We start from the raw sequence: 20,548 nt of genomic DNA, 5'->3' as shown, positions 1-20,548 counted from the left end.
TTACCTAAGCAGCATAACTGATCCTGTTTTTTTTACGGTATTTTTATGGACATCTTTTCCGTTAATCACATAATAATAAACTCCTGTTGGCAGGTCCTGGTTATCCTTTCGGCCATCCCAGTTCTTAAATATATTTGTGCTTTCGAAAATCTTGGTGCCCCAGCGGTTAATAATGATGATTCGATACTCCTTTAAATTAGGGATACTGACATTCAGTTCATCATTTATTCCATCGCCATTTGGCGAGAAGGCATCTGGAACAAATATAGAAGCGTCTTTTAAAATAACCAGCTTACCCCTGAATGTTGTATTGGAACATTCATTGTCGGTAATTGCGGTAAGAGAAATGTTGAAGTTCCCCGGACTGGTATAGGTATGACGGGGATTGATTTCTGTAGAAGATCTGCCATCTCCAAAATCCCAGATGTATGCGGATGCGTTTACAGATTCGTTGATGAAAGTGATGGTGGTAGGGGATACATATTTTAATGAAAAATCGGTATCAGTACGAAATGCTGCAAAGGCCTTTGGTGGAATTGGAGGAATATTAAATATGGCTTCTTCACTAACACAATCTCCAACCTGTATAGTTAGTTTATAATCTCCGGCATTTTGCGGACCTCTGATTATAATTTCAGGATTTTGAAGGGAAGAACTGAAATTATCGGGCCCAGACCAGGAGTAAATGGCATCCTTAACATCTGGTGTATTAAATTTTAAAACATCATCTACACACAATTTTGTAGCTGAGGCGGTAATAATAGGCTTTTCGGGTGTATATGCCACATAAAGATTATAGTAGCTGATGACAGAACAACCCAGGGAGTTGGTAGCCTTTAAGCTGATACTCTTTTGTCCGACGGAATTATAAGTTACCAAATGTGGCCCGGGGCCGGTAGCACTGGTTATACTTGCGGTCGTTCCAAAATCCCAGTCCAGAGTCCTGGAATTATCTAAGTCAGCCGAAAAGGTATAACTCTGGTCGAGCTCACATAAACTGTTTTTGTCGATCTGTATTTCTGTTTTTGGTCCCTCAAATTCTCCTGTTCCACCAAAGGAAAGTGTGAAGCCGTTATTTCCGCTAGAAAAATTGTTGATCAGCAGCGCATAGGTATGCCCTTCAATCATATCTACATATTTGAGCCATCCATCTTGTCCGGGTGGACAATTACTTTGTTCACTGATATCTACAGAAGTAAGGTTTAGCCCCGTAACAAAATAGGACGGTGTACAGTTTATACCATTTCCGGTAGCGCACCTGATGGCATTTGCGGGAATCAACCTGGAGCAATCACCATTCGGCCCCAGGTCATACAGCACCCAATCGATATCATCAGTATTAGATGTTGGCGTGATGGCGAAAGTCAGGGTGCCATTGTTGGCGGCGGTCCACTTGTACCATGCAGAGTTCGACTCAATAGCCAGGCATGAGCCGGCTGTTTCCGTGTTATTGTTTCCTGCACCCGTAATATTTGTTTCCGAAAATGTTTCTTTAGTACATAAAAGACTTGCAGTTGCACAGTCCTGTCCAGGTTTGGTTGGAGGCGTATAATTGTTAATACATAACTTAAATGTACCTGTGCTGTTTTGTTCTGCACTAATTCGGATATAATACTCCGTTCCTACAATGAGTCCCCCTTTATAAGCTGTGGTTAAGTTGTTTGCTGTAACCATTGACCCGATCATCTCCGTTAATTTGATGCCGTCGTAAGTATAAATAGCAATTAGCGGAGCAATTAACGTATTGGTACTTGTGCCACTGGTTTTACCCGTTACAGAAATATTGATGTCCGTTTTTTGTGCTGTAAATTTATACCAGATGTCTTTTCCTTCAGAAAGCCAGAATGACGCTTTCTGGAAGCTACTTGCCGTAGCATCGATATTGGAATATGCCGCATCACCAGAGCAATAGCCTATGATGTCAGTTAAAATTTTAGCATCCTTTATCTGGTCATTATCCGGAACTGCGCAAAATGAATCGCGACAGAAAAAAAGTACAACCGAAAGCAAAAGAAGAGCGCGTATCATATTTGAACTAAATATAAGGCAAAGTATCTAATTTTGGAAATCCACCCTACATAACCACCTTACATAACCACCCTGCATAGTAACCCTGCTTAAGCACTCTGCATAACAATCCTGCATAACCACCCTGCTCATCCACCCTACATAGTAACCCTGCTTAAGCACTCTGCATAACAATCCTGCATAACCATCCTACTTAACCACCCTGTTTAACCGAAAAAATTACCTTCTTCGAGGAGACCTCAGGCGCTTTTTGCTCCTTTTTCAGGAGCCTAAAAGATGCCAGGCTCCGAAAAGAACGGTTATTTTTTCTTTGCTTCATTCCAATAAACATCCATTTCCGCCAATGTCATATCCTGTAATTCCTTACCATTTTCCTTCGCTTTCTCTTCCAGGTATTGAAAGCGCTTAATGAATTTCTTATTCGTTTTTTCCAGTGCATTTTCCGGATTGATATTGATAAAACGGGCATAATTGATCAATGAAAACAGCAGGTCGCCAAATTCAGCTTCCGCCTTTTCGGTGTCAATAGCTTCATTGTCTACCACGTTAAATTCATCCTTAAATTCCTGCATTTCCTCTTCCACCTTTTCCCATACCTGTGATTTGTCTTCCCAGTCGAAGCCTACACCACGGGCCTTTTCCTGGATGCGACTAGCTTTCACTAGAGACGGTAGTCCGGCAGGTACTCCGGCTAAAACGGATTTATTGCCTTCCTTTAGTTTAAGCTTTTCCCAGTTGCGTTTTACATCCTGTTCATCCTGAACTTCTACATCACCGTAAATGTGAGGGTGGCGACTGATGAGTTTATCGCAAACACTATTTAATACGTCGACAATTGTAAAGTCATTGGTTTCAGAAGCAATACGTGCGTAAAATACCAGGTGCATCATAACGTCACCTAGTTCTTTTTTCACTTCGTCCAGATCGCCTTCTAAAATAGCATCCGAAAGCTCATAAGTTTCCTCAATAGTGAGGTGCCTTAAAGTCTCCATAGTCTGTTTTTTATCCCAGGGACATTGTGTACGTAAGGTATCTAAAACAGTTAAAAGACGAGTGAACGCGGATGCTGGATCAGCAGCGGTAACAGGAGGTATATTGTTAGGCATTTGAGTTTTATTTTACGACGTTAAAGGTAACCATCATTGTGGTTAAAAAAAGAACAATGAGGCCTGATAAAAATATAAAGTCCGCAATTTTTTCCAGGTGGTCATGTGTATTTCTTTCTTTACGTATAGATAGAAAGGAAAGAATAGAACTCGCCATAAATAAAATGATAGCCAGTGCAGTGGTTTCATCAATCAATGTACTGTCCTCCATTTTAGATACTTTGATAGAAGTAAGTACTACAAAGCAAAGGCCCAGCAAGGTTGCAGAGGTGTTGAGTATATGGGGAGATTTGTTTTTTGCCATTTGTTTATTTTCCTGGGCTTTATTCCTGTTCTTCCAGTTTTATTTTTTTGGTGATGCGGTATACCTTTCGTTTCTTTTCGGGCTTCTCTTCACCACCAAGTAAAATGCCCCAGGGTTTCAGCTGGTCGACCTTATCAAAGATAATTTTAAGCATAGCCAGGTACGGAATACAGAGGAACATACCGGAAATTCCCCAGATCATTTCGCCTACAACAATACCAATAAAGGCAAACAAGGCATTGATCTTTACTTTTGAACCTACTACTAACGGCATCAGCACATTGCCATCAAGGGCATGGATACTTACAAAAGCAACAACTACCAGTAAAACTTTGGCTGCTCCGGCAGTGGCAAAAGTGATGAGTACACTGATGAGCAAAGCTGTAAAGATGCCGATGTAAGGGACAATATTGAAAATCCCGGAGATTAAACCCAGCAATACTGCATATTTTACATTCAGTATCCAAAGGGTGAAAATCATTAATATGGTAACAATAAACATCTGTAAAAACAGTCCGGTTATGTATTTTTTAATGATGTACTGAACCTGACGTACAATTTCGCCTACCTTTTGTTTGTGTTTTTCTTCGAATACAGAGGTTAGAAAGCTGAAAAGGATACCACGATAATTGAGAATGAAAAAGGTAAACAGTAAAAGAAAGGAGAGGAACAGTAGGGTGGAAGACAAGGTAAGCAGGGTGGCTCCTAATACGGAAGCGCTTGTTGCTACTGCTGTACTTGCGCTATCTTTGAGGTAGTCTATTTGTTTTTGCGTATTGACATCAAATGTCCTGGATATCCAATGTTGGATGTCGTGAAAAGAGGTTTCTGCCTGGTGTTTTAACAGTGGCCAGTCTTCCCATAGGTCTGTAAGTTGATTAGCCAGGAAAAAAAGGATAGATGAAATGACAGCAATCATCAGTACCACAGAGATGATTGAAGCAATGCTTCTTTTGAAACGCCATTTACGCTCCATAAAATCTGCCATAGGCAATAGTAACAGGGCCAGCAGAAAGGAGGTGAGTAGCGGAGCAAGAATGGTTTGTCCTAATATTGCCAGGTAGCCGAGGCAGATAATAGAGAACAGTACCATCGCCAGCTTTGTATAAAAGGGTAGGGAGATGTTTTTCATATGTCCGGGTTAATTATGATGTAAATTAACCAAAAACAAATGGCCTGCCAAATATTTGACAGGCCATTTGTTTGAACGATATTTTTGTGATTAAGACCAGGCACTGGCCTGATCCAAAATAGCAATGTCTTCTGTATTTAATCGGATATTGGCCGCTTTAACCAGATCTTCCAGTTGCGTAAGGTTGGTTACACTGGCAATTGGTGCGGTAACTGACGGCCTTGCAATGAGCCATGCCAAAGCAATACTTGCCGGATTAGCGTTGTATTGTTCCGAAACCTGATCTAGTGCAGCTAATATTTTAAAGCCGCGGTCGTCCAGGTAGCTCTTAACACCTTCACCGCGCTGACTTTTATTAAGGTCGGCTGCCGACCGGTACTTTCCGCTTAAAAAACCACTGGCTAATGCATAATAGTTAATTACGCCCAGCTGGTTTTCTGTCACTACTTTTTCCAGGTCCTTTTCGTAACCTTCGCGTTTGTATAGATTATACTCGGGCTGGAAGGTCTGGTATTTTGGTAAGCTCAATTTTTGAGCAGTTTCCAGTGCTTCAGTTAAGCGTGCTGCAGAAAAGTTAGATGCACCGACCCAGCGTATTTTTCCTGCTTTGATGAGCTGATCGTATATTTCAAGGGTGTCTTCAATAGGCGTATCGGGATCGTCATAGTGCGATTGGTAAAGATCGATATAGTCCGTTTTTAGTCTTCTAAGGGAATCGTCAACACATTTAAGAATATAGTCTTTTGCCAGGCTTTTCTTTTTGGAACCTGGAATAGAGCCTACTTTGGTGGCGATAATAACCTGCTGACGTTTTTTACGGTCTGCCATCCAGTTGCCTATAATGGTTTCTGATTCGCCGCCTTTATTGCCGGGTGCCCAGTGCGAATAGGAATCTGCGGTATCTATAAAATTAAAGCCGGCATCTGTAAAACCGTCTAGTATTTTGAATGATTTTCTCTCGTCTATGGTCCAGCCAAATACATTGCCCCCAAAAGTGATGGGGTAAACGAATAAGTCTGAATTACCTAATTTTCTTTTCTCCATTTGTTTTTTCTTAAAAAGGTGTTATTGTACAGCTTTGTTATACAGTTGCCAGATCCCGGTCTTCACCGGGATGACGAACGTATATTTAACAAAATTAAACGAACGGAGTTTTTGTTGCTCTTAACATTTCTCTTTTACCTGGTGCTCCCTGTAATTTCTCAATGCTAAAACCAACACTTTTTAGTGCGCGTTTTAATTTTCCGGTAATGGCATAGGTTACAAAGATTCCTCCAGGTTTTAGGAATTTGCAAACATGTGCAATGATTTCATCCGTCCACATTTCTGGCTGATGTTGTACCGAAAAGGCATCGTAATAAATGAGATCAAATTGCTGGTCCGTTTCGTACCGGTGTAAGTAAGTATGTACGATCCTTAATTGCTGCCCCGGCACAACCTGTACTGCCTGTTGTAAGGCTTTGCCGTAGTTGTTGACTGTTCCATTCCATATCTCCTGGGGAACATAGCTACTGTAACCCGTTGATTCCAGTTCTTCTATTTGCAGGGGGAAAGCTTCCAGGGAGGTGTAGTTCAGATCAACCTTTTGTTCTTGTCCGTATGCTGCGCTAAGTAAAAAATTAAGCCCGGTGCCAAATCCGACTTCTAAAATACTAATCTGCTGATCAGGGAAGCTACTGATGGCATGTTTTAAACCTGCATCAATAAATACATGTTTACTTTCCTGTAAAGCGCCATGTTTGGAGTGATAATGCTCGCCAATGGTTTCATTGTATAAAGTATTCGAGCCGTCGGCAGTTAAAGTGATCTTATTCATTGCTGCAAACTTAGAGAAAATTGTTTTTAACTTTAGTGCTTATTAATTACCGGGTATGGATATTGAATCATTGAGAGACTATTGTCTGAGTTTAAACGGAAGCACCGAAGGGATGAAATGGGACCACCTTTGCTTTATGATCGAAGAAAAGATTTTTGTACTGGCCTCATTGGAAGATGGACACCTGTGTATGAAGTGTGATCCGGAAGATTTTGATGAGCTGACAGCTAGACATGGCATTAAGCAGGCACCGCATTTTGCAAAAAGACAATGGGTAGTGCTGGAAAGTATCGATGCACTTCCATCTGCCGAACTACAAAGCAGGATCGCTGAATCCCGGAGACTGGTGTTATCTAAACTGCCTAAAAAAACGCAGGCAAAGTATGCGTAGGACCTTGTAATGTAAGGGAGAATCCTGAGGATGTACTTAATTAACCGTGTTAATCGTTTATATCCGTTTATATCCGGTTATACTGTGGCCCTTAGAATGAAACCAATATAGATTTGTCGTAACTAATTTTATTTATTTATGACAAAAGCACGTTTTATTGATCCGCTTACAGACTATGGTTTCAAGCGCTTGTTTGGCAGTGAGCCGGACAAAGACATTATGATTGACTTTTTGAACGCTTTGTTTGAAGGCGAAAAAATTGTTGCCGACATTACATATAGCCCTACTGAGTATTCCGGTGAAGATTCAAAAGAAAAAAAGTGCTCTTTGATTTGACTTGTACAGGTGTGGATGGGGAGAAATTTATTATTGAGATGCAACGCACAGATCAGGAATTTTTTAGGGACAGGTGCGTATTTTATATGTCCGGATTAATTAGTTCCCAACTTCCAAAAGGAAGTTCCAATTGGGATGCTCCTCTAAAAGAAGTCTACTTGATCGGAATTATGGAGTTTCAGTTCAATAATATCAATAGTAATTACCTGCACAATATTGCGCTGATGAATAGGGATACCGGGAAGGTTTTTTACAAAGGAATGGGCTATAAGTTTTTGGAATTGCCTAACTTTGATAAAAAGGAAAGTGAACTGATAACAGAGTTGGACAAATGGTTCTATCTATTAAAGAACCTGAGCCGTTTGGATAAAATTCCTGATTTCCTGGATAAAAGGGTGTTCCAGAAAGTGTTTAAAATTGCGGAGATGAGTAAAATGACTAAGGAAGAGCGTGAGTTGTACCATTCAGATGTGAAAGCAAAATCTGATTGGAATGCGGGCATTCGCTACGCTGAGAAAGAAGCTGAAAAAAGGACGAAGATTGAAATTGCATTAAAGATGAAAAAGAAAGGTTCATCCAATGATGACATTGCAGAACTTACAGGTCTTTCTATTGAAGAAATAGAAAAAATTTAATTCCTAAAGTAGGGCTGATTTAAGTAAGAGTAAGTGCCCTTCTATATTGAAATTACTACTTGTTAAACCAGTAATAGATTTTCGCTATTCCAAGTCTCCGTAGGATGGTGCCAGTAAGGGAAAATACATTTATCGTCTTCATCTCTGCTCTTTTTATATGTATTTAACATATTTTAACAAAAAATATTGTGTTAACCGAAAAAAAAGTGTTATTGGCAGGATGTCGGATTGCTACTATTACACCCCTAATTTCTTGCGCTGGCCAATGTAAAGTCCTGTAACCACCAGGAAGGTTCCGGCAATGGTATACCAGGTAATAGGCTCATCTAAAAGCCACCAGGCATAGAAGAAACCGAAAAGTGGACAAAGGAATAACCATAACGAAGCTTTCACTGTGTCTATTTTTAAGAGATAGAACCAGCAGATTAGGCCAACTACAGAAACAGAAAGACTGAGCCATAATACAGAAAATATTAAGCGATTATCGAACTGTACGGCGCTAAAGTCACTCATGAAAAAAGTAAAGGGGAGTAAAAATAGTCCGCCCAGTGTTACCTGCCATCCGTTAATCAATAGGTTTGGTAATGTCCATTTTACCCTTGCATAGTAAACGCTTGCAAAGGAAACAGCTACCATGCTTAACATCAGTAAGCTTACACCGAAAATGCTGGTATTGGCACTTTTAAGTAAGGGATAGGTAGCCAATGCTATACCAGACATTCCGATAATGATGCTTAGTATTTCAGCTTTTGCAGGTCGGCGCCCCATTAACCATGAGGATAGTAAAACAATAAGTAAAGGATTGGTGGACGTAGACAGACTGCCAATCCCTGCAGCGGTATATTTCATAGCTACCACATACATCCCCAGGTATACCGTGGTATTGAGGAAGCCAAAAATGGCTAATTGCCGCCATTCTTCTGTGTTTGGGAACCTGTATTGTTTATCCCTGCTGATCAGGTAGCAAAACCCCAGTAAAACAGCCCCAGCTATAAAGAAACGAAGGTTGCCAAGTATAAGTGGAGGAGCCGACAGAACACCAAATTTGGTAGCAACCGAAGCAGAAGCCCATAACATGGCAAAAAGTAAGCCGGCAAGTATCGTTTTCATTACAGCAAAGGTAAGGTAAGAAGTAACGTTATTTGCAGCATTTTATATAAGTTTGTCCAAACTAATTTTTTATACGAATGAAGAAACTGATTCTGCTGTCGTGCCTGGTAGCAATTGCTTTTTGTGGTTTTGCACAAAATAAACAATTTACCATGCAGGATGCGATGAGCAATGCGCGAACAACGCTTGCCCCTGAAAACCTAAGTCAAATTCAATTTATTTACGGAACGGAAGATTACGTTTATGCAAAACGTATGGGTAATAACCCGGTATGGTTAACCGGAAATGCTAAATCTGCAACCGATAAACCTTTTCTTACCTTAACACAGTTAAACCAGAAATTAAGAGCTGCCCAAAAGGATACTTTAAAAATGCTTCCGATGATTCAGTTTAACCAGGGACCGGCATGGATTTTAAACCTTAATGGTAGTAAAGTTGCACTTGATCCGGTTAAAAATACAGTAGATGTATTGGTTGATCAATCGTTGATGTCGAAGTCAAATGTTGAGGAAAGTAGCGCAGGCTATGTAGCTTACCTGGATAATTTCAACTTGTTTGTAGCTAAGGGTGGCGACAAAAAGCAAGTGACTACAGATGGTACTAAAGATATCGTATATGCTTCTACTGTACACAGAGAAGAATTTGGGATCAGCAAAGGAACTTTCTGGAGCAATAACGGAAAGGTGCTTGCTTTTTACAGAATGGACCAAAGCATGGTAACTGATTATCCGATTATTGACTGGACAACCAGACCTGCACAGAATGTAAATATCAAATATCCTATGGCTGGAGATAAAAGTCATCAGGTAACTGTAGGTGTTTATAATGCGGAAACCAAAGCTGTGGTTTATTTAAAAACGGCTGAGGCTGGAGAGCGTTCTGAACAATATCTAACAAATATTGCCTGGAGTCCGGATGATAAATATGTTTTTATAGCGGTATTGAACCGTGGACAAAATCACATGAAGCTAAATCAGTATGATGCAGTAACTGGCGAATTTGTGAAAACTTTATTTGAAGAGAAAGATGAGAAGTATGTAGAGCCTCAAGTGCCTATGTTATTCTTGAAAAATGATCCTTCAAAATTCATCTGGCAAAGTAGTCGTGATGGATGGAACCATTTGTACCTGTATGATTTAAAAGGTAAAGTTTTAAAGCAGTTAACTAAAGGTCCCTGGGAAGTTCTGGACGTAAAGGGTTTTAATGCTAAAGGTGATCAGTTGTTTTATGTGTCTACTGAAGAGTCGCCGATAACAAGGAATTTATATGCTTTAAACGTGAAGTCTGGTAAATCACGTAGAATTACACAGGGCTTTGCAGTGCACAATGCACAGGTAAGTACTTCGGGAAATACGGTAATTGATAGTTACAGTACGCCTGAGGAGCCCAGAGTAATTCAACTGGTAGAAACTGCTACTTCTAAAGCAAAGGTGTTGTTAAAAGCTGCAAATCCTTTGGCGGCTTATGCTACTCAAAATTCATCGATTTTTACCATCAAAAGCAAAACAGGTGACGATTTGTACATGAATTTGTATAAACCTGTAAATTATGATGCGACTAAAAAATACCCGGTAGTGGTATATTGGTATGGTGGCCCTCATGCACAGTTGGTTATGAATGGCTGGAATGCCGGTGCGGGCGACTATTGGTCGAGATATATGGCGCAAAACGGTTATGTAGTACTTACTGTTGATGTAAGGGGTAGTGATAACAGAGGTAAAGCATTTGAGCAGTCAATGTTCCGTCGTGCTGGTGAGGTACAAATGGAAGACATGATGAGTGCGGTAGATTACCTGAAAGCACAACCTTATGTGGATGCTGCCAATATGGGCTTGTTTGGATGGAGCTTCGGTGGTTTTGCTACTACTGACTTCATGTTGACTCACCCTGGTGTGTTTAAAGCTGCTGTAGCGGGTGGTCCGGTAATTAACTGGGCTTTTTATGAAGTAATGTATACGGAACGTTATATGGATACGCCTCAGGAAAATCCTGAAGGTTATGCTGCAACGTATTTAAGTAACAGAGTGGATCAGCTGAAAGGTAAATTGTTATTGATCCATGGTCAGCAGGATCCTGTTGTGGTACAGCAACATTCTGTTGATTTTGTGAAACATGCAGTGGATAAAGGTGTGCAGGTTGATTACATGATTTATCCTGGCCATGAACATAATGTAATGGGGAAAGATAGGGTACATCTGTATCAGAAAGTAACGGATTACTTTGATCTGTATTTGAAAGATAAAAAGTAACGGAAAAAAATAACGGAAAAAAATAACCGTACTCCTCAATCGCGGGAACCTTTTTTCATGAAGAATGAAAAAATTTTCCAATGCGCTTTCGGAGTAGGTAATTTTTTTGGTCACAAGAAGTAAAAAGGTCACAAGAAGTAAAAAGGTCACAAGAAGTAAAAAGGTCACAAGAAGTAAAAAAGTTATAAGAAGTAAAAAAGTTATAAGAAGTAAAAAGGGGGAAGTACAAAATGTACTTCCCCCTTTTGCTTGTTTATAGAAGTATTATTTTCAATTGGATTTTATTGTATTTTTATCACTGCAAAAACACAATCTAAATACCTTGGTTTGAGCGGATAGGGATATGTCGTTGCAGCCGAAATTGATAACCGTACATACAGATGAAAAAGACCTTTTTTTTATTAGTTTTCTCAGTTTTAGCCTGGCAGGCACAAGCGCAGGTACAGATGCAGGAACTACCAGTGGAATTACAAACTCCTGAAATTGTTTCTATAAACCGCATGCCGATGCGGGCCCAGTCTTACGCTTTTGAAAGCAGGACATTGGCGGAAAAAAGAGTTAAAGCGCAGTCGACCTTTTTCATTTCTTTAAATGGTACCTGGAAGTTTAATTGGGTGAAGGATCCGCGAAAGCGCCCGGTTGATTTTTATCAGACAGGTTTTGATGACAACAATTGGGACAATTTTAAAGTGCCGGCTAATTGGGAAACCAATGGTTATGGAACACCAATTTATGTAAATCAGCCTTATGAATTTGCAGGCAGGCAGTTAACTGGTTCAAAGATGAATCCCCCCTTTGATATTCCTGTGGACAACAATCCGGTAGGCTCATATCGTAAGAAAATCACGATTCCAGAGAACTGGAACGGCCGTCAGGTTTTTATAAACCTCGGTGCCGTAAAGTCAGCCTTCTTTATTTGGGTAAACGGTAAAAAGGTGGGCTATAGTGAGGATAGTAAGCTGGCGGCAGAGTTCGACATCACTAAATATGTAAAACCGGGAGAGAATTTAATCGCACTGCAGGTTTACCGATGGAGTGATGGAACTTATTTGGAATGTCAGGATATGTGGCGTATTTCGGGTATCGAACGCGATGTTTATGTGTACGCTACACCAAAATTAAATGTCAGGGATTTTAAAACGGTGGCTACGCTTGACCCGACCTATAAAAATGGTTTGTTGAGTGCAACGATTATAGTCGACAATTATAAAATTGACAGAAGAACGAACCACAGTCGCCCGGATAGTTTTTATGTAGCTTTAGATCTGGTTGATGCCAAAGGTAAAAGCGTTTGGAAAGAAGATTCGAAGCTGACTACTGTTTTGGGTAATTTTCATAGTAAGCTATCTTTTAAAACAGAAGTTGACCAGGTTAAGCCATGGTCGGCCGAAACCCCTTATCTCTATACTTTGTATATCACTTTAAAGGATAAAGACCAGAAAGTGATTGAAGTGATTCCTCAACGAATTGGTTTCCGTTCCGTAGAGATCAAAGGGAGTGATTTCCTTGTGAATGGCAAACGTGTGTTTTTAAAGGGGGTAAACCGACACGAACACAATGCTAAACAAGGTCATACTTTAACGCATGCCGACATGGAAAAGGATATGGAGATGATGAAAAAGCTGAACGTGAATGCTGTCCGTCATTCTCATTATCCGCCAGATCCTTACTGGATGGAGCTTTGTGATGAATATGGTTTATACGTAGTTGATGAAGCAAATATCGAAAGTCATGGTCGATACTACAGTTTAGAAACCACTCTTGGGAATGATAAGCAATGGAGAGTGCCACATTTGGAACGCATCCAGCGCATGTATGAACGTGATAAGAACCATGCTTCGGTTGTTACCTGGAGTTTAGGTAATGAAGCGGGCAACGGCGTTAATTTTTATGAGGCTTATGAATGGTTGAAGAAAAATGATATTCGCCCGGTGCAGTATGAACGAGCGGAAGATGATTTCAATACAGATATGATTGTACCTCAATATCCTTCGCCTGATGATTTGCCTTATTATTCGAAATCGGGAAATACACGGCCGTTTATCATGAGTGAGTATGCGCATATTATGGGCAATAGTCTGGGTAATTTCAAGGAATACTGGGATGCGATTGAAAATAACCCTAAACTGCAGGGTGGTTTTATCTGGGAGTGGATAGATCAGTCTATTGATACCGTTAAAAATGGTAAGCGTATTATGGCTTATGGAGGGGATTTCCCATTAACCGGACCTGTTGATGAGAATTTTAGCGATAATAATTTCTGTGTTAAAGGTGTGGTGACCGCTTACCGCGGAATGACGCCTATGGCAGTGGAAGTTAAAAAAGTGCATCAGTTTATAAAAACGACTTTTAACGGAACAAACCAGGTTAATGTAAATAACAGCTATTTCTTTAAAGATCTGAGTAATGTGCAATTGAATTGGGAAGTGTCGGAAGACGGGAAGGTCATTCAACGTGGTGTAGTTAATAATTTGAATATTGGTCCGCGTGAAGTGCAGACTATGGTGTTGCCATTCAAAACAAATTATAAACAAGGCAAGGAATATTTCTTGAATGTTTATTATCGACTAAAAACACCTGAGCCATTTTTGGAGAAGGGGTATGAGGTTGCATATGAGCAAATCGTACTGTCGGGTATGCCGAAGGTGAATACTTATGCTGAAGTTAAAAAGACTTTAAAAGTTGAACAGACACCAGGTAAGGCTATTGTTAAGGGGACTGATTTTACAGCAACTTTTGACTTAACTAAAGGAACATTGGTTAGCTACATTTCTAAGGGGCAGGAAGTCCTGGCCTCAGGGCCTCAGCCAGGCTTCTATCGTGCACCAACAGATAACGATATCGGTGCTGGTTTGAACCAAAGCTTGCGTATGTGGCGCAATGTTTATCAGGAAACAGGTGCAAACCATATTCAATCTGTGGTGAGCACGACTCCGAATAGTTTTAAGCTTACTGTAACAGCCAATTTGTTAAACGGAGATGAGCAAACCACGCAGGTTTTTAATGTATCGGGAGATGGTACCATTCAGGTTGACAATCAATTTAAAGCTGTTAGGGGTAATTATAAAACCTTAATGCGTATTGGGAATGACTTGCAACTGAACCAAAACTATAGCAATATTGAATGGTATGGCCGCGGGCCCGGAGAGAATTACGTGGATAGAAAAACGGCGTCATTGATTGGTGTTTATAAATCTACTGTTGCGGAGCAATATTTTCCTTATGCCCGTCCGCAGGAAAGTGGTAATAAGACTGATGTGCGTTGGGTAGCTTTTACTAATAAACAAGGTAGAGGACTGCGTTTTGAATTTGCGGATCAGCTGTTAAGTTTTAATGCTTTGCCATATGCTGTTGAGGATTTAGATCCTGAAGCCGAGAAAAAGCAATACCATTCGGGTGAGCTGGTAAAGCGTAACCAAATTTATGTACATATGGATTTGCAGCAATTAGGGGTGCAGGGGATCGACAGCTGGGGTGCAATGCCTTTAATCCAATACCAGATTCCATTTAAAGATTATAAGTATAGTTATTATATTAAACCAATTTAAAAAATAACCATACTCCTCAATCGCGGGAACCTTTTTTCCTGAAGAAGGAAAAAATTTTCCAATGCGCTTTCGGAGTAGGTAATTTTTTTGGTCACAAGGGGCAAAGGGGGCAGTGCAAAATGTACTGCCTTCTTTTCTTTTTCTAAAAAAATCAGTGCAGTGAGCTGACATGCAAAGATTTTACCCTTCCGCAAAAGATTTCTCGTTAGTTTTTATTGTTTTTTGTACTCGGGAGCTCCCGTTGGTCGGTTTGAGGAAGCGAACAGCATCTGTATTTTTTTCCTTTTCATTTTGTGGGCAATAAACTTTAAATTTGTAAAATGGGAACACTAATTGTACATCCGAAAAATAAAGAGCAGTTATCGGTGCTGAAAGCATTTATGAAAGCGCTTAAGATCTCGTTTGAGGAAAGCAAGAGTGATCTACCGACTTATGGTTCTGAAGTCGTCAGTGAAAATAGCCAGGTAAAAGAAGCTAAAGAGCCTTATAGTAAAAGCTTTGTTGAGAAAATAAACAAAAGTGATAATGAGTTTAAGAGCGGGAAGTTTACTGCAATTAAGACAGAAGATTTGTGGAAATAATTTACTCTCAACAAGCTCAATCTGATATAAAATTCTGGCTAAAATCTGGCAATAAAAAAATACAAACAAAAATTACACAACTAATCAATGCAATACAAAATGACCCTTTCAATGGTATTGATAAGCCGGAAGCTTTAAAATATGAAATGAATGGGAAATGGTCGAGGCGTATTGATGAGGGACATCGATTGATTTATGAAATACCAGAAGATCAATCAGTAATAAAGATACACTCTTTAAAAGGACATTACAGGTAACTATATCTGGTAAGGTCTTAAATAGTTTTAAAATAAATCTGATACTTTCAAAATAATGAGCATTTCGACAAAATACGATCCGGCGGCGACAGAAGACAAATGGTATAGTTACTGGCTTTCAAAGAAATTTTTTCACTCTGAACCAGATGAGCGTGAGCCTTACACAATTGTAATCCCTCCACCAAATGTCACCGGTGTCTTACACATGGGACACATGCTGAACAATACCATTCAGGACGTATTGATTCGTAAAGCACGTATGCAGGGTAAAAATGCATGCTGGGTGCCGGGAACGGACCATGCATCTATCGCTACTGAAGCGAAGGTAGTTGCTATGCTTAAAGAAAGAGGAATCAATAAAGCTGATATTACCAGGGAGGAGTTTTTGAAATATGCCTGGGAATGGAAAGAAAAATACGGTGGGATTATTCTTGAGCAGCTGAAAAAGCTGGGTGCAAGTTGTGATTGGGACCGTACACGCTTTACGATGGAAGACGATATGTCTGATGCCGTTATTGATAGCTTTATCCACCTGTACAAAAAAGGATGGATTTATCGTGGTATCCGTATGGTTAACTGGGACCCGGCAGGTAAGACTTCTGTTTCTGATGAGGAGGTAATCCGTAAAGAAGTAAACCAGAAGTTGTATTACATCAGGTATACTGTTTCAGGATCTGATGATTTTATTACCATTGCCACTACACGTCCGGAAACTATTATGGCGGACGCTGCAATTTGTATCAACCCTAATGATGAACGTTATACACATCTGAAAGGTAAAAAAGTATTTGTTCCTTTAATTAACCGTGAAATTCCGGTAATTGAGGATGAGTATGTGACTATGGATTTTGGTACAGGATGTTTGAAGGTTACACCGGCACATGATCTGAATGATTATGAGCTTGGCCTGAAACACAAACTGCCTGTTATAGATATTTTAAATGAAGATGGTACATTAAATGAACTTGCTGTAATCCTGGTTGGTGAAGACCGCTTTATCGCGAGGAAAAAGATCGCCAAGTTGCTGGATGAGGCCGGTCATTTAGATAAAGTTGAAGACTATAAATCGCAGGTAGGTTTTTCTGAACGTACAGATGCGGCTATTGAGCCTAAATTGTCGATGCAGTGGTTCTGTAAAATGGACCAGATGGCGAAACCTGCTCTGGAAGATGTGTTGAATGGTGATGTGAAGTTGATCCCGGAGAAATTTGTGAATACTTACCGTCACTGGATGGAGAACGTGCGTGACTGGAATATCAGTCGCCAGTTGTGGTGGGGACAACAGATCCCTGCATGGTATGATAACCAGGGGAATTGGGTAGTTGCCAAAACTAAAGATGAGGCTTTGAATGAGTTGTTAAAACTTAAAGATCCTGACGGGAACTTTACAGCTGAGGAGGCTGCCGGTTGTAAAAAACAACTTGCTCCTTTTGTAAAACAAGATCCTGATGTAATGGATACCTGGTTTTCATCGTGGTTATGGCCAATTTCGGTATTTGATGGGTTTAAAAATCCGGATAATGCGGATATCAATTATTACTATCCGACGAATGACCTGGTTACTGCACCGGAAATCCTTTTCTTCTGGGTAGCCAGAATGATTATGGCAGGACATGAATTTAGAGGTCAGAAACCCTTTACCAATGTATATTTAACAGGTATTGTTAGGGATAAGCTGGGACGTAAGATGTCTAAGTCTTTAGGAAACTCACCTGATCCTATCGGATTGATTGAAAAGTATGGTGCTGATGGTGTTAGGGTAGGGATGCTTTTGTGTTCTCCAGCCGGAAATGACCTGATGTTTGATGAAAGCTATTGTGAACAAGGACGTAACTTTGCCAATAAAATATGGAATGCCTTCCGCCTGGTAAAAGGATGGGAAGTAAATGATAACCTGGAGAATCCAAATCAGCAGGCTATTTTGTGGTTCGAGAACCGCTTTAATGAAGCGTTAGCTGAAATAGAAGATAACTTTAAACAATACCGCTTGTCGGAAGCTTTAATGGCGACTTACAAATTGGTATGGGATGATTTCTGTGCCTGGTACCTGGAGATGGTTAAGCCTGCATATCAGCATCCTGTTGATGCAGAAACTTTAAAAGCAACTGCAGGCTTCTTCGAAAGAATATTAACCTTACTACACCCGTTTATGCCTTTCTTAACAGAAGAATTGTGGCATGATGAGTTGTTTGGTGAAAGAGGAGAGCTGGACTGCTGTATTGTGGCCAACTACCCTAAAGTTGGAGATGCTGATGCTACTTTACTTAAAGAAGTTGAAGTGATCAAAGCTTTGGTTGCCGAAATCAGAAATGTAAGAAATACCAAACAGATCTCTCCAAAAGAAGGATTGCCATTGGCTATAAAAGTGAACTCGGGATTAGACTACGAAAAGTGGTTAAACATCGTTTTCAAACTGGCTAACATCAGTCAGGTTGAGCTAGTGAACGATAAAATTCCTGGCGCAGTAAGCTTTATGGTAGGGAAGGATGAGTTCTTTATTCACCTGAATGAAGCAATTGATGCTGATGCTGAAAAGGAACGTTTAAACGCTGAACTGGTTTACTTAGAAGGCTTTTTAAAGTCAGTAAATGCAAAACTGAGTAATGAACGTTTTGTACAGAATGCAAAACCTGAAATTATACAGAATGAAAGGAATAAACAAGCTGACGCTGAAGGAAAGATTAAGATTATTCAAGAAAGTCTGACTGCTTTGAACTAATTAATAAAGTCTTGAACTCATACATTTTGAATTAAAGAAAAGGTGATGTTTGCTAAAAACATCACCTTTTTTTGTCTACATATATTCTTCTGGTACAGTATGCTCTTTGTTTTTGCATCACGCTGAAACGATATTCTTCAGGTCTGGTATGCCCTTTGTCTTTGCATCATGCTGAAACGATATTCTTCAGGTCTGGTATGCTCTTTGTCTTTGCATCACGCTGAAACAAAATATACCTTCTGCGAAAAGGCCTCAGCGCTTTTTCCCTTCAGAAAAAGATGCAGCCTTAGAGTAGAACGGTTTATTTTGCCCCTTTATTTTACCATTTTATTTGGAATGATCTTATAAGCGCACCTTCTGTCGCCAGCAATAATGTGATTTACCCGTGTGATATCCACATCTTCGCCTAGTACAAACTTAAAAGTGTTGAGCTCGGAGGTGCAAAAGCCCTGACAAATTTGCGCGGCAGCACAAATGGGGCAATGGTTTTCCACAAGCAGATATCCATTGTCTTCTTTCGTATATTCAGCCATGTAGCCTTCCCGGCTACGTATTTCTGTTAATAGTCGAATTTTATCCTCTAAAGTGCTGGCCTGGTTTAATTGTTGATGGTATCGGCGTTTCGCTTTTTGCTCACCAGCGAACACTACCATTTCCAGTGCTTCTTCTCCCAGCGTTTCTTTAACCTGTTGAATGAGTTTCACTGTGAGCTCTGCATGTGTATCTGGAAAGCTTTTATTGCCCAGCTCACTTAAACTAAAATATTGTGTGGGTCTGCCTACACCTTTTGATTCGTGCACAGATTCTATTAACCCTTCCTCCGTTAGCTTTAGTAATTGTGTTCTCGCTCCTTCTGTTGTGATTTTCAATTCTTTAGCAATCTCTCCCGCCGTTAAAGCACCCCGTGTCTTCAACAACATTAAAAAACGATTTGTCTTCATAATCTAATAAAACAAGTGTTTAGTTGTTTTATTAACAAAAGTACTAACTTTGTCGAACAATTAAGAATATAAGGACTTATAGTTTCGCCATGCAAGTTAATATACTCCTTTATCATACCGGACCACCGCTAATTTTAACCTGGCCGTAGCGGCTATCCAGTAGCAATTTTAATGACAGCCGACTGTCCGGAAACCTTGGTTTTTGGGAGTGAAAGGACCGTTGTGGCTTTTTTTTAATACAAAACAAATACTTATTATGAAACCAATACAATTACCACTATTTATAACCCTGCTGTTTTTATTGCAGGCCTGTGGACCTGAACAACAGGTTGCCCAGGAGCACAGCATCCAGGAGTACCCTGTAATTACTATAGAAAGTAGAGAAGCTATCATCAATACCGAATATCCGGCTACGATACAAGGACAACAGAATATAGAGATCCGTCCGAAAGTAGACGGTTTCGTTGCACAGATCTTTGTTGACGAAGGGGCATCTGTTAAAAAAGGACAACCTTTATTCCGGATCAATGCACCTCAGTACGAACAGGAAGTGAGAACTGCCTCGGCAGCTATTAAAAATGCAGAAGCGGAAGTTAATACCGCAAAGATGCAGGTAGAGAAAGCGCTGCCGCTTGTAAAGGAAGGTATTGTGAGCGACTACGAGCTGAAATCGGCCACCTTTAACCTACACGCTAAAGAAGCGGACCTTGCACAAGCACGTGCTGGTCTTGCCAATGCGCGTACAAATTTGGGTTATACACAGATCAATAGTCCGGCAGATGGTGTTGTGGGGAGTATTCCCTATAAAACAGGTAGCCTGGTGAGCAGTTCGTCTCCTCAACCTTTAACCACAGTATCAAATATTGCAAGGGTCTTTGCCTACTTCTCTTTCAATGAGAAACAGTTTTTAGATTTTACAGAACGTTTTGCAGGTACGAAGATGGACGATAAACTGAAGCAGTTTCCAGCGGTAACCTTAATGCTTGCCAATGGAACTACTTACAAGGAAAAAGGAAAGATGGAAAGTATTGGCGGATTGATCAATACTGAAACAGGTGCGGTGAATTTAAGAGCCGCTTTCCCAAATGCTGAAGGCATTATCAGAAGTGGCGCCAGTGCAACCATCAGTATTCCTGTTCCTGTTAAAGATGCGGTACTGATCCCGGCAAAGGCAACCTACGAAATGCAGGAAAAACTGATGGCCGTGGTTGTGAATAAAGACGGCAGTGTGAAGCCTGTGGAAATAGAGATTATGGACGTTCCATCCGGAGAATTCTACGTGGTGAAAAAAGGCTTGAATGCCGGCGACCAGGTGGTAACCGAAGGAATGGGTACGTTGCAGGAAGGCACAAAAATAAAGCCTGTTGCCGAGAAGAAATAGAGAATAATTGATAC

Annotated in this window: 15 protein-coding genes and 1 pseudogene; 8 read left to right on the top strand and 8 right to left on the bottom strand. The window is 40.3% G+C overall.

From position 1 onward, the window contains the following. The 6 genes from R2Q84_RS07120 to mnmD form a co-directional block, all read right to left on the bottom strand. Entirely contained in the window at positions 1-2,028 is a 2,028-nt protein-coding gene (locus R2Q84_RS07120) for a gliding motility-associated C-terminal domain-containing protein (protein ID WP_316815842.1), read from the bottom strand. Positions 2,029-2,327: 299 nt separating this feature from the next. Continuing rightward, on the bottom strand, positions 2,328-3,134 hold the full coding sequence (gene mazG, locus R2Q84_RS07115; RefSeq protein WP_316815841.1) for a nucleoside triphosphate pyrophosphohydrolase: 807 nt from the start codon (positions 3,132-3,134) through the stop codon (positions 2,328-2,330). Between the two features lie 7 nt (positions 3,135-3,141). Next, positions 3,142-3,438 (bottom strand): hypothetical protein, encoded by a 297-nt coding sequence (locus R2Q84_RS07110; RefSeq protein ID WP_316815840.1) that lies wholly within the window; start codon positions 3,436-3,438, stop codon positions 3,142-3,144. Between the two features lie 19 nt (positions 3,439-3,457). Continuing rightward, positions 3,458-4,570 carry an AI-2E family transporter gene (locus R2Q84_RS07105; RefSeq protein WP_316815839.1) on the bottom strand — a complete coding sequence of 371 codons (1,113 nt, stop codon included), beginning with the start codon at positions 4,568-4,570 and terminating at the stop codon, positions 3,458-3,460. A gap of 90 nt (positions 4,571-4,660) precedes the next feature. Continuing rightward, entirely contained in the window at positions 4,661-5,614 is a 954-nt protein-coding gene (locus R2Q84_RS07100; protein ID WP_316815838.1) for an aldo/keto reductase, read from the bottom strand. 94 nt (positions 5,615-5,708) lie between these two features. Then, a complete protein-coding gene (gene mnmD / locus R2Q84_RS07095; RefSeq protein ID WP_316815837.1) occupies positions 5,709-6,386 on the bottom strand; it encodes a tRNA (5-methylaminomethyl-2-thiouridine)(34)-methyltransferase MnmD in 678 nt (225 codons plus the stop codon). 55 nt (positions 6,387-6,441) lie between these two features. Between mnmD and R2Q84_RS07090 the strand changes: the two genes are divergently transcribed. Both R2Q84_RS07090 and R2Q84_RS07080 read left to right on the top strand, forming a co-directional pair. Then, entirely contained in the window at positions 6,442-6,777 is a 336-nt protein-coding gene (locus R2Q84_RS07090; protein ID WP_316815836.1) for an MmcQ/YjbR family DNA-binding protein, read from the top strand. A gap of 138 nt (positions 6,778-6,915) precedes the next feature. Next, a pseudogene (locus R2Q84_RS07080) lies at positions 6,916-7,748 on the top strand (Rpn family recombination-promoting nuclease/putative transposase). 237 nt (positions 7,749-7,985) lie between these two features. On the opposite strand, the gene R2Q84_RS07075 reads toward R2Q84_RS07080, so the two are convergent. Next, on the bottom strand, positions 7,986-8,858 hold the full coding sequence (locus R2Q84_RS07075; protein ID WP_316815833.1) for a DMT family transporter: 873 nt from the start codon (positions 8,856-8,858) through the stop codon (positions 7,986-7,988). 77 nt (positions 8,859-8,935) lie between these two features. Between R2Q84_RS07075 and R2Q84_RS07070 the strand changes: the two genes are divergently transcribed. The 5 genes from R2Q84_RS07070 to R2Q84_RS07050 all read left to right on the top strand — a co-directional run bounded on the left by R2Q84_RS07070 (position 8,936) and on the right by R2Q84_RS07050 (position 18,212). Continuing rightward, positions 8,936-11,107, top strand: coding sequence for a S9 family peptidase (locus R2Q84_RS07070; RefSeq protein ID WP_316815832.1), 2,172 nt, complete (start codon positions 8,936-8,938; stop codon positions 11,105-11,107). A 380-nt stretch (positions 11,108-11,487) separates the two neighbouring features. Beyond that, positions 11,488-14,655 (top strand): glycoside hydrolase family 2 TIM barrel-domain containing protein, encoded by a 3,168-nt coding sequence (locus tag R2Q84_RS07065; RefSeq protein ID WP_316815831.1) that lies wholly within the window; start codon positions 11,488-11,490, stop codon positions 14,653-14,655. 320 nt (positions 14,656-14,975) lie between these two features. Next, entirely contained in the window at positions 14,976-15,236 is a 261-nt protein-coding gene (locus tag R2Q84_RS07060; protein WP_316815830.1) for a DUF2683 family protein, read from the top strand. Beyond that, a complete protein-coding gene (locus R2Q84_RS07055) occupies positions 15,227-15,493 on the top strand; it encodes a Txe/YoeB family addiction module toxin (protein WP_316815829.1) in 267 nt (88 codons plus the stop codon). Before R2Q84_RS07060 ends, R2Q84_RS07055 begins: the two co-directional genes overlap by 10 nt. A 55-nt stretch (positions 15,494-15,548) precedes the next feature. Then, positions 15,549-18,212, top strand: coding sequence for a valine--tRNA ligase (locus R2Q84_RS07050; RefSeq protein ID WP_316815828.1), 2,664 nt, complete (start codon positions 15,549-15,551; stop codon positions 18,210-18,212). Positions 18,213-18,526: 314 nt separating this feature from the next. Here R2Q84_RS07050 and R2Q84_RS07045 read toward each other — a convergent pair whose 3' ends face one another. Beyond that, entirely contained in the window at positions 18,527-19,153 is a 627-nt protein-coding gene (locus R2Q84_RS07045) for a metalloregulator ArsR/SmtB family transcription factor (RefSeq protein ID WP_316815827.1), read from the bottom strand. 256 nt (positions 19,154-19,409) lie between these two features. Here R2Q84_RS07045 and R2Q84_RS07040 point away from each other — a divergent pair, with 256 nt between their 5' ends. Continuing rightward, a complete protein-coding gene (locus R2Q84_RS07040; RefSeq protein WP_316815826.1) occupies positions 19,410-20,534 on the top strand; it encodes an efflux RND transporter periplasmic adaptor subunit in 1,125 nt (374 codons plus the stop codon). The last annotated feature ends 14 nt before the right edge of the window (positions 20,535-20,548 follow it).

Source organism: Pedobacter nyackensis (assembly GCF_032678475.1).
GTDB lineage: Bacteria > Bacteroidota > Bacteroidia > Sphingobacteriales > Sphingobacteriaceae > Pedobacter > Pedobacter nyackensis_A.
Note: the sequence above shows the minus strand (reverse complement) of the source record. Positions and strands in the feature narration are given on the sequence as shown.

Excerpts from the sequence above, each read along its gene's own strand:
- R2Q84_RS07120 (WP_316815842.1), bottom strand. The coding sequence starts at position 2,028 with ATGATACGCGCTCTTCTTTTGCTTTCGGTTGTACTTTTTTTCTGTCGC.
- mazG (WP_316815841.1), bottom strand. The coding sequence starts at position 3,134 with ATGCCTAACAATATACCTCCTGTTACCGCTGCTGATCCAGCATCCGCG.
- R2Q84_RS07110 (WP_316815840.1), bottom strand. The coding sequence starts at position 3,438 with ATGGCAAAAAACAAATCTCCCCATATACTCAACACCTCTGCAACCTTG.
- R2Q84_RS07105 (WP_316815839.1), bottom strand. The coding sequence starts at position 4,570 with ATGAAAAACATCTCCCTACCCTTTTATACAAAGCTGGCGATGGTACTG.
- R2Q84_RS07100 (WP_316815838.1), bottom strand. The coding sequence starts at position 5,614 with ATGGAGAAAAGAAAATTAGGTAATTCAGACTTATTCGTTTACCCCATC.
- mnmD (WP_316815837.1), bottom strand. The coding sequence starts at position 6,386 with ATGAATAAGATCACTTTAACTGCCGACGGCTCGAATACTTTATACAAT.
- R2Q84_RS07090 (WP_316815836.1), top strand. The coding sequence starts at position 6,442 with ATGGATATTGAATCATTGAGAGACTATTGTCTGAGTTTAAACGGAAGC.
- R2Q84_RS07075 (WP_316815833.1), bottom strand. The coding sequence starts at position 8,858 with ATGAAAACGATACTTGCCGGCTTACTTTTTGCCATGTTATGGGCTTCT.
- R2Q84_RS07070 (WP_316815832.1), top strand. The coding sequence starts at position 8,936 with ATGAAGAAACTGATTCTGCTGTCGTGCCTGGTAGCAATTGCTTTTTGT.
- R2Q84_RS07065 (WP_316815831.1), top strand. The coding sequence starts at position 11,488 with ATGAAAAAGACCTTTTTTTTATTAGTTTTCTCAGTTTTAGCCTGGCAG.
- R2Q84_RS07060 (WP_316815830.1), top strand. The coding sequence starts at position 14,976 with ATGGGAACACTAATTGTACATCCGAAAAATAAAGAGCAGTTATCGGTG.
- R2Q84_RS07050 (WP_316815828.1), top strand. The coding sequence starts at position 15,549 with ATGAGCATTTCGACAAAATACGATCCGGCGGCGACAGAAGACAAATGG.
- R2Q84_RS07045 (WP_316815827.1), bottom strand. The coding sequence starts at position 19,153 with ATGAAGACAAATCGTTTTTTAATGTTGTTGAAGACACGGGGTGCTTTA.
- R2Q84_RS07040 (WP_316815826.1), top strand. The coding sequence starts at position 19,410 with ATGAAACCAATACAATTACCACTATTTATAACCCTGCTGTTTTTATTG.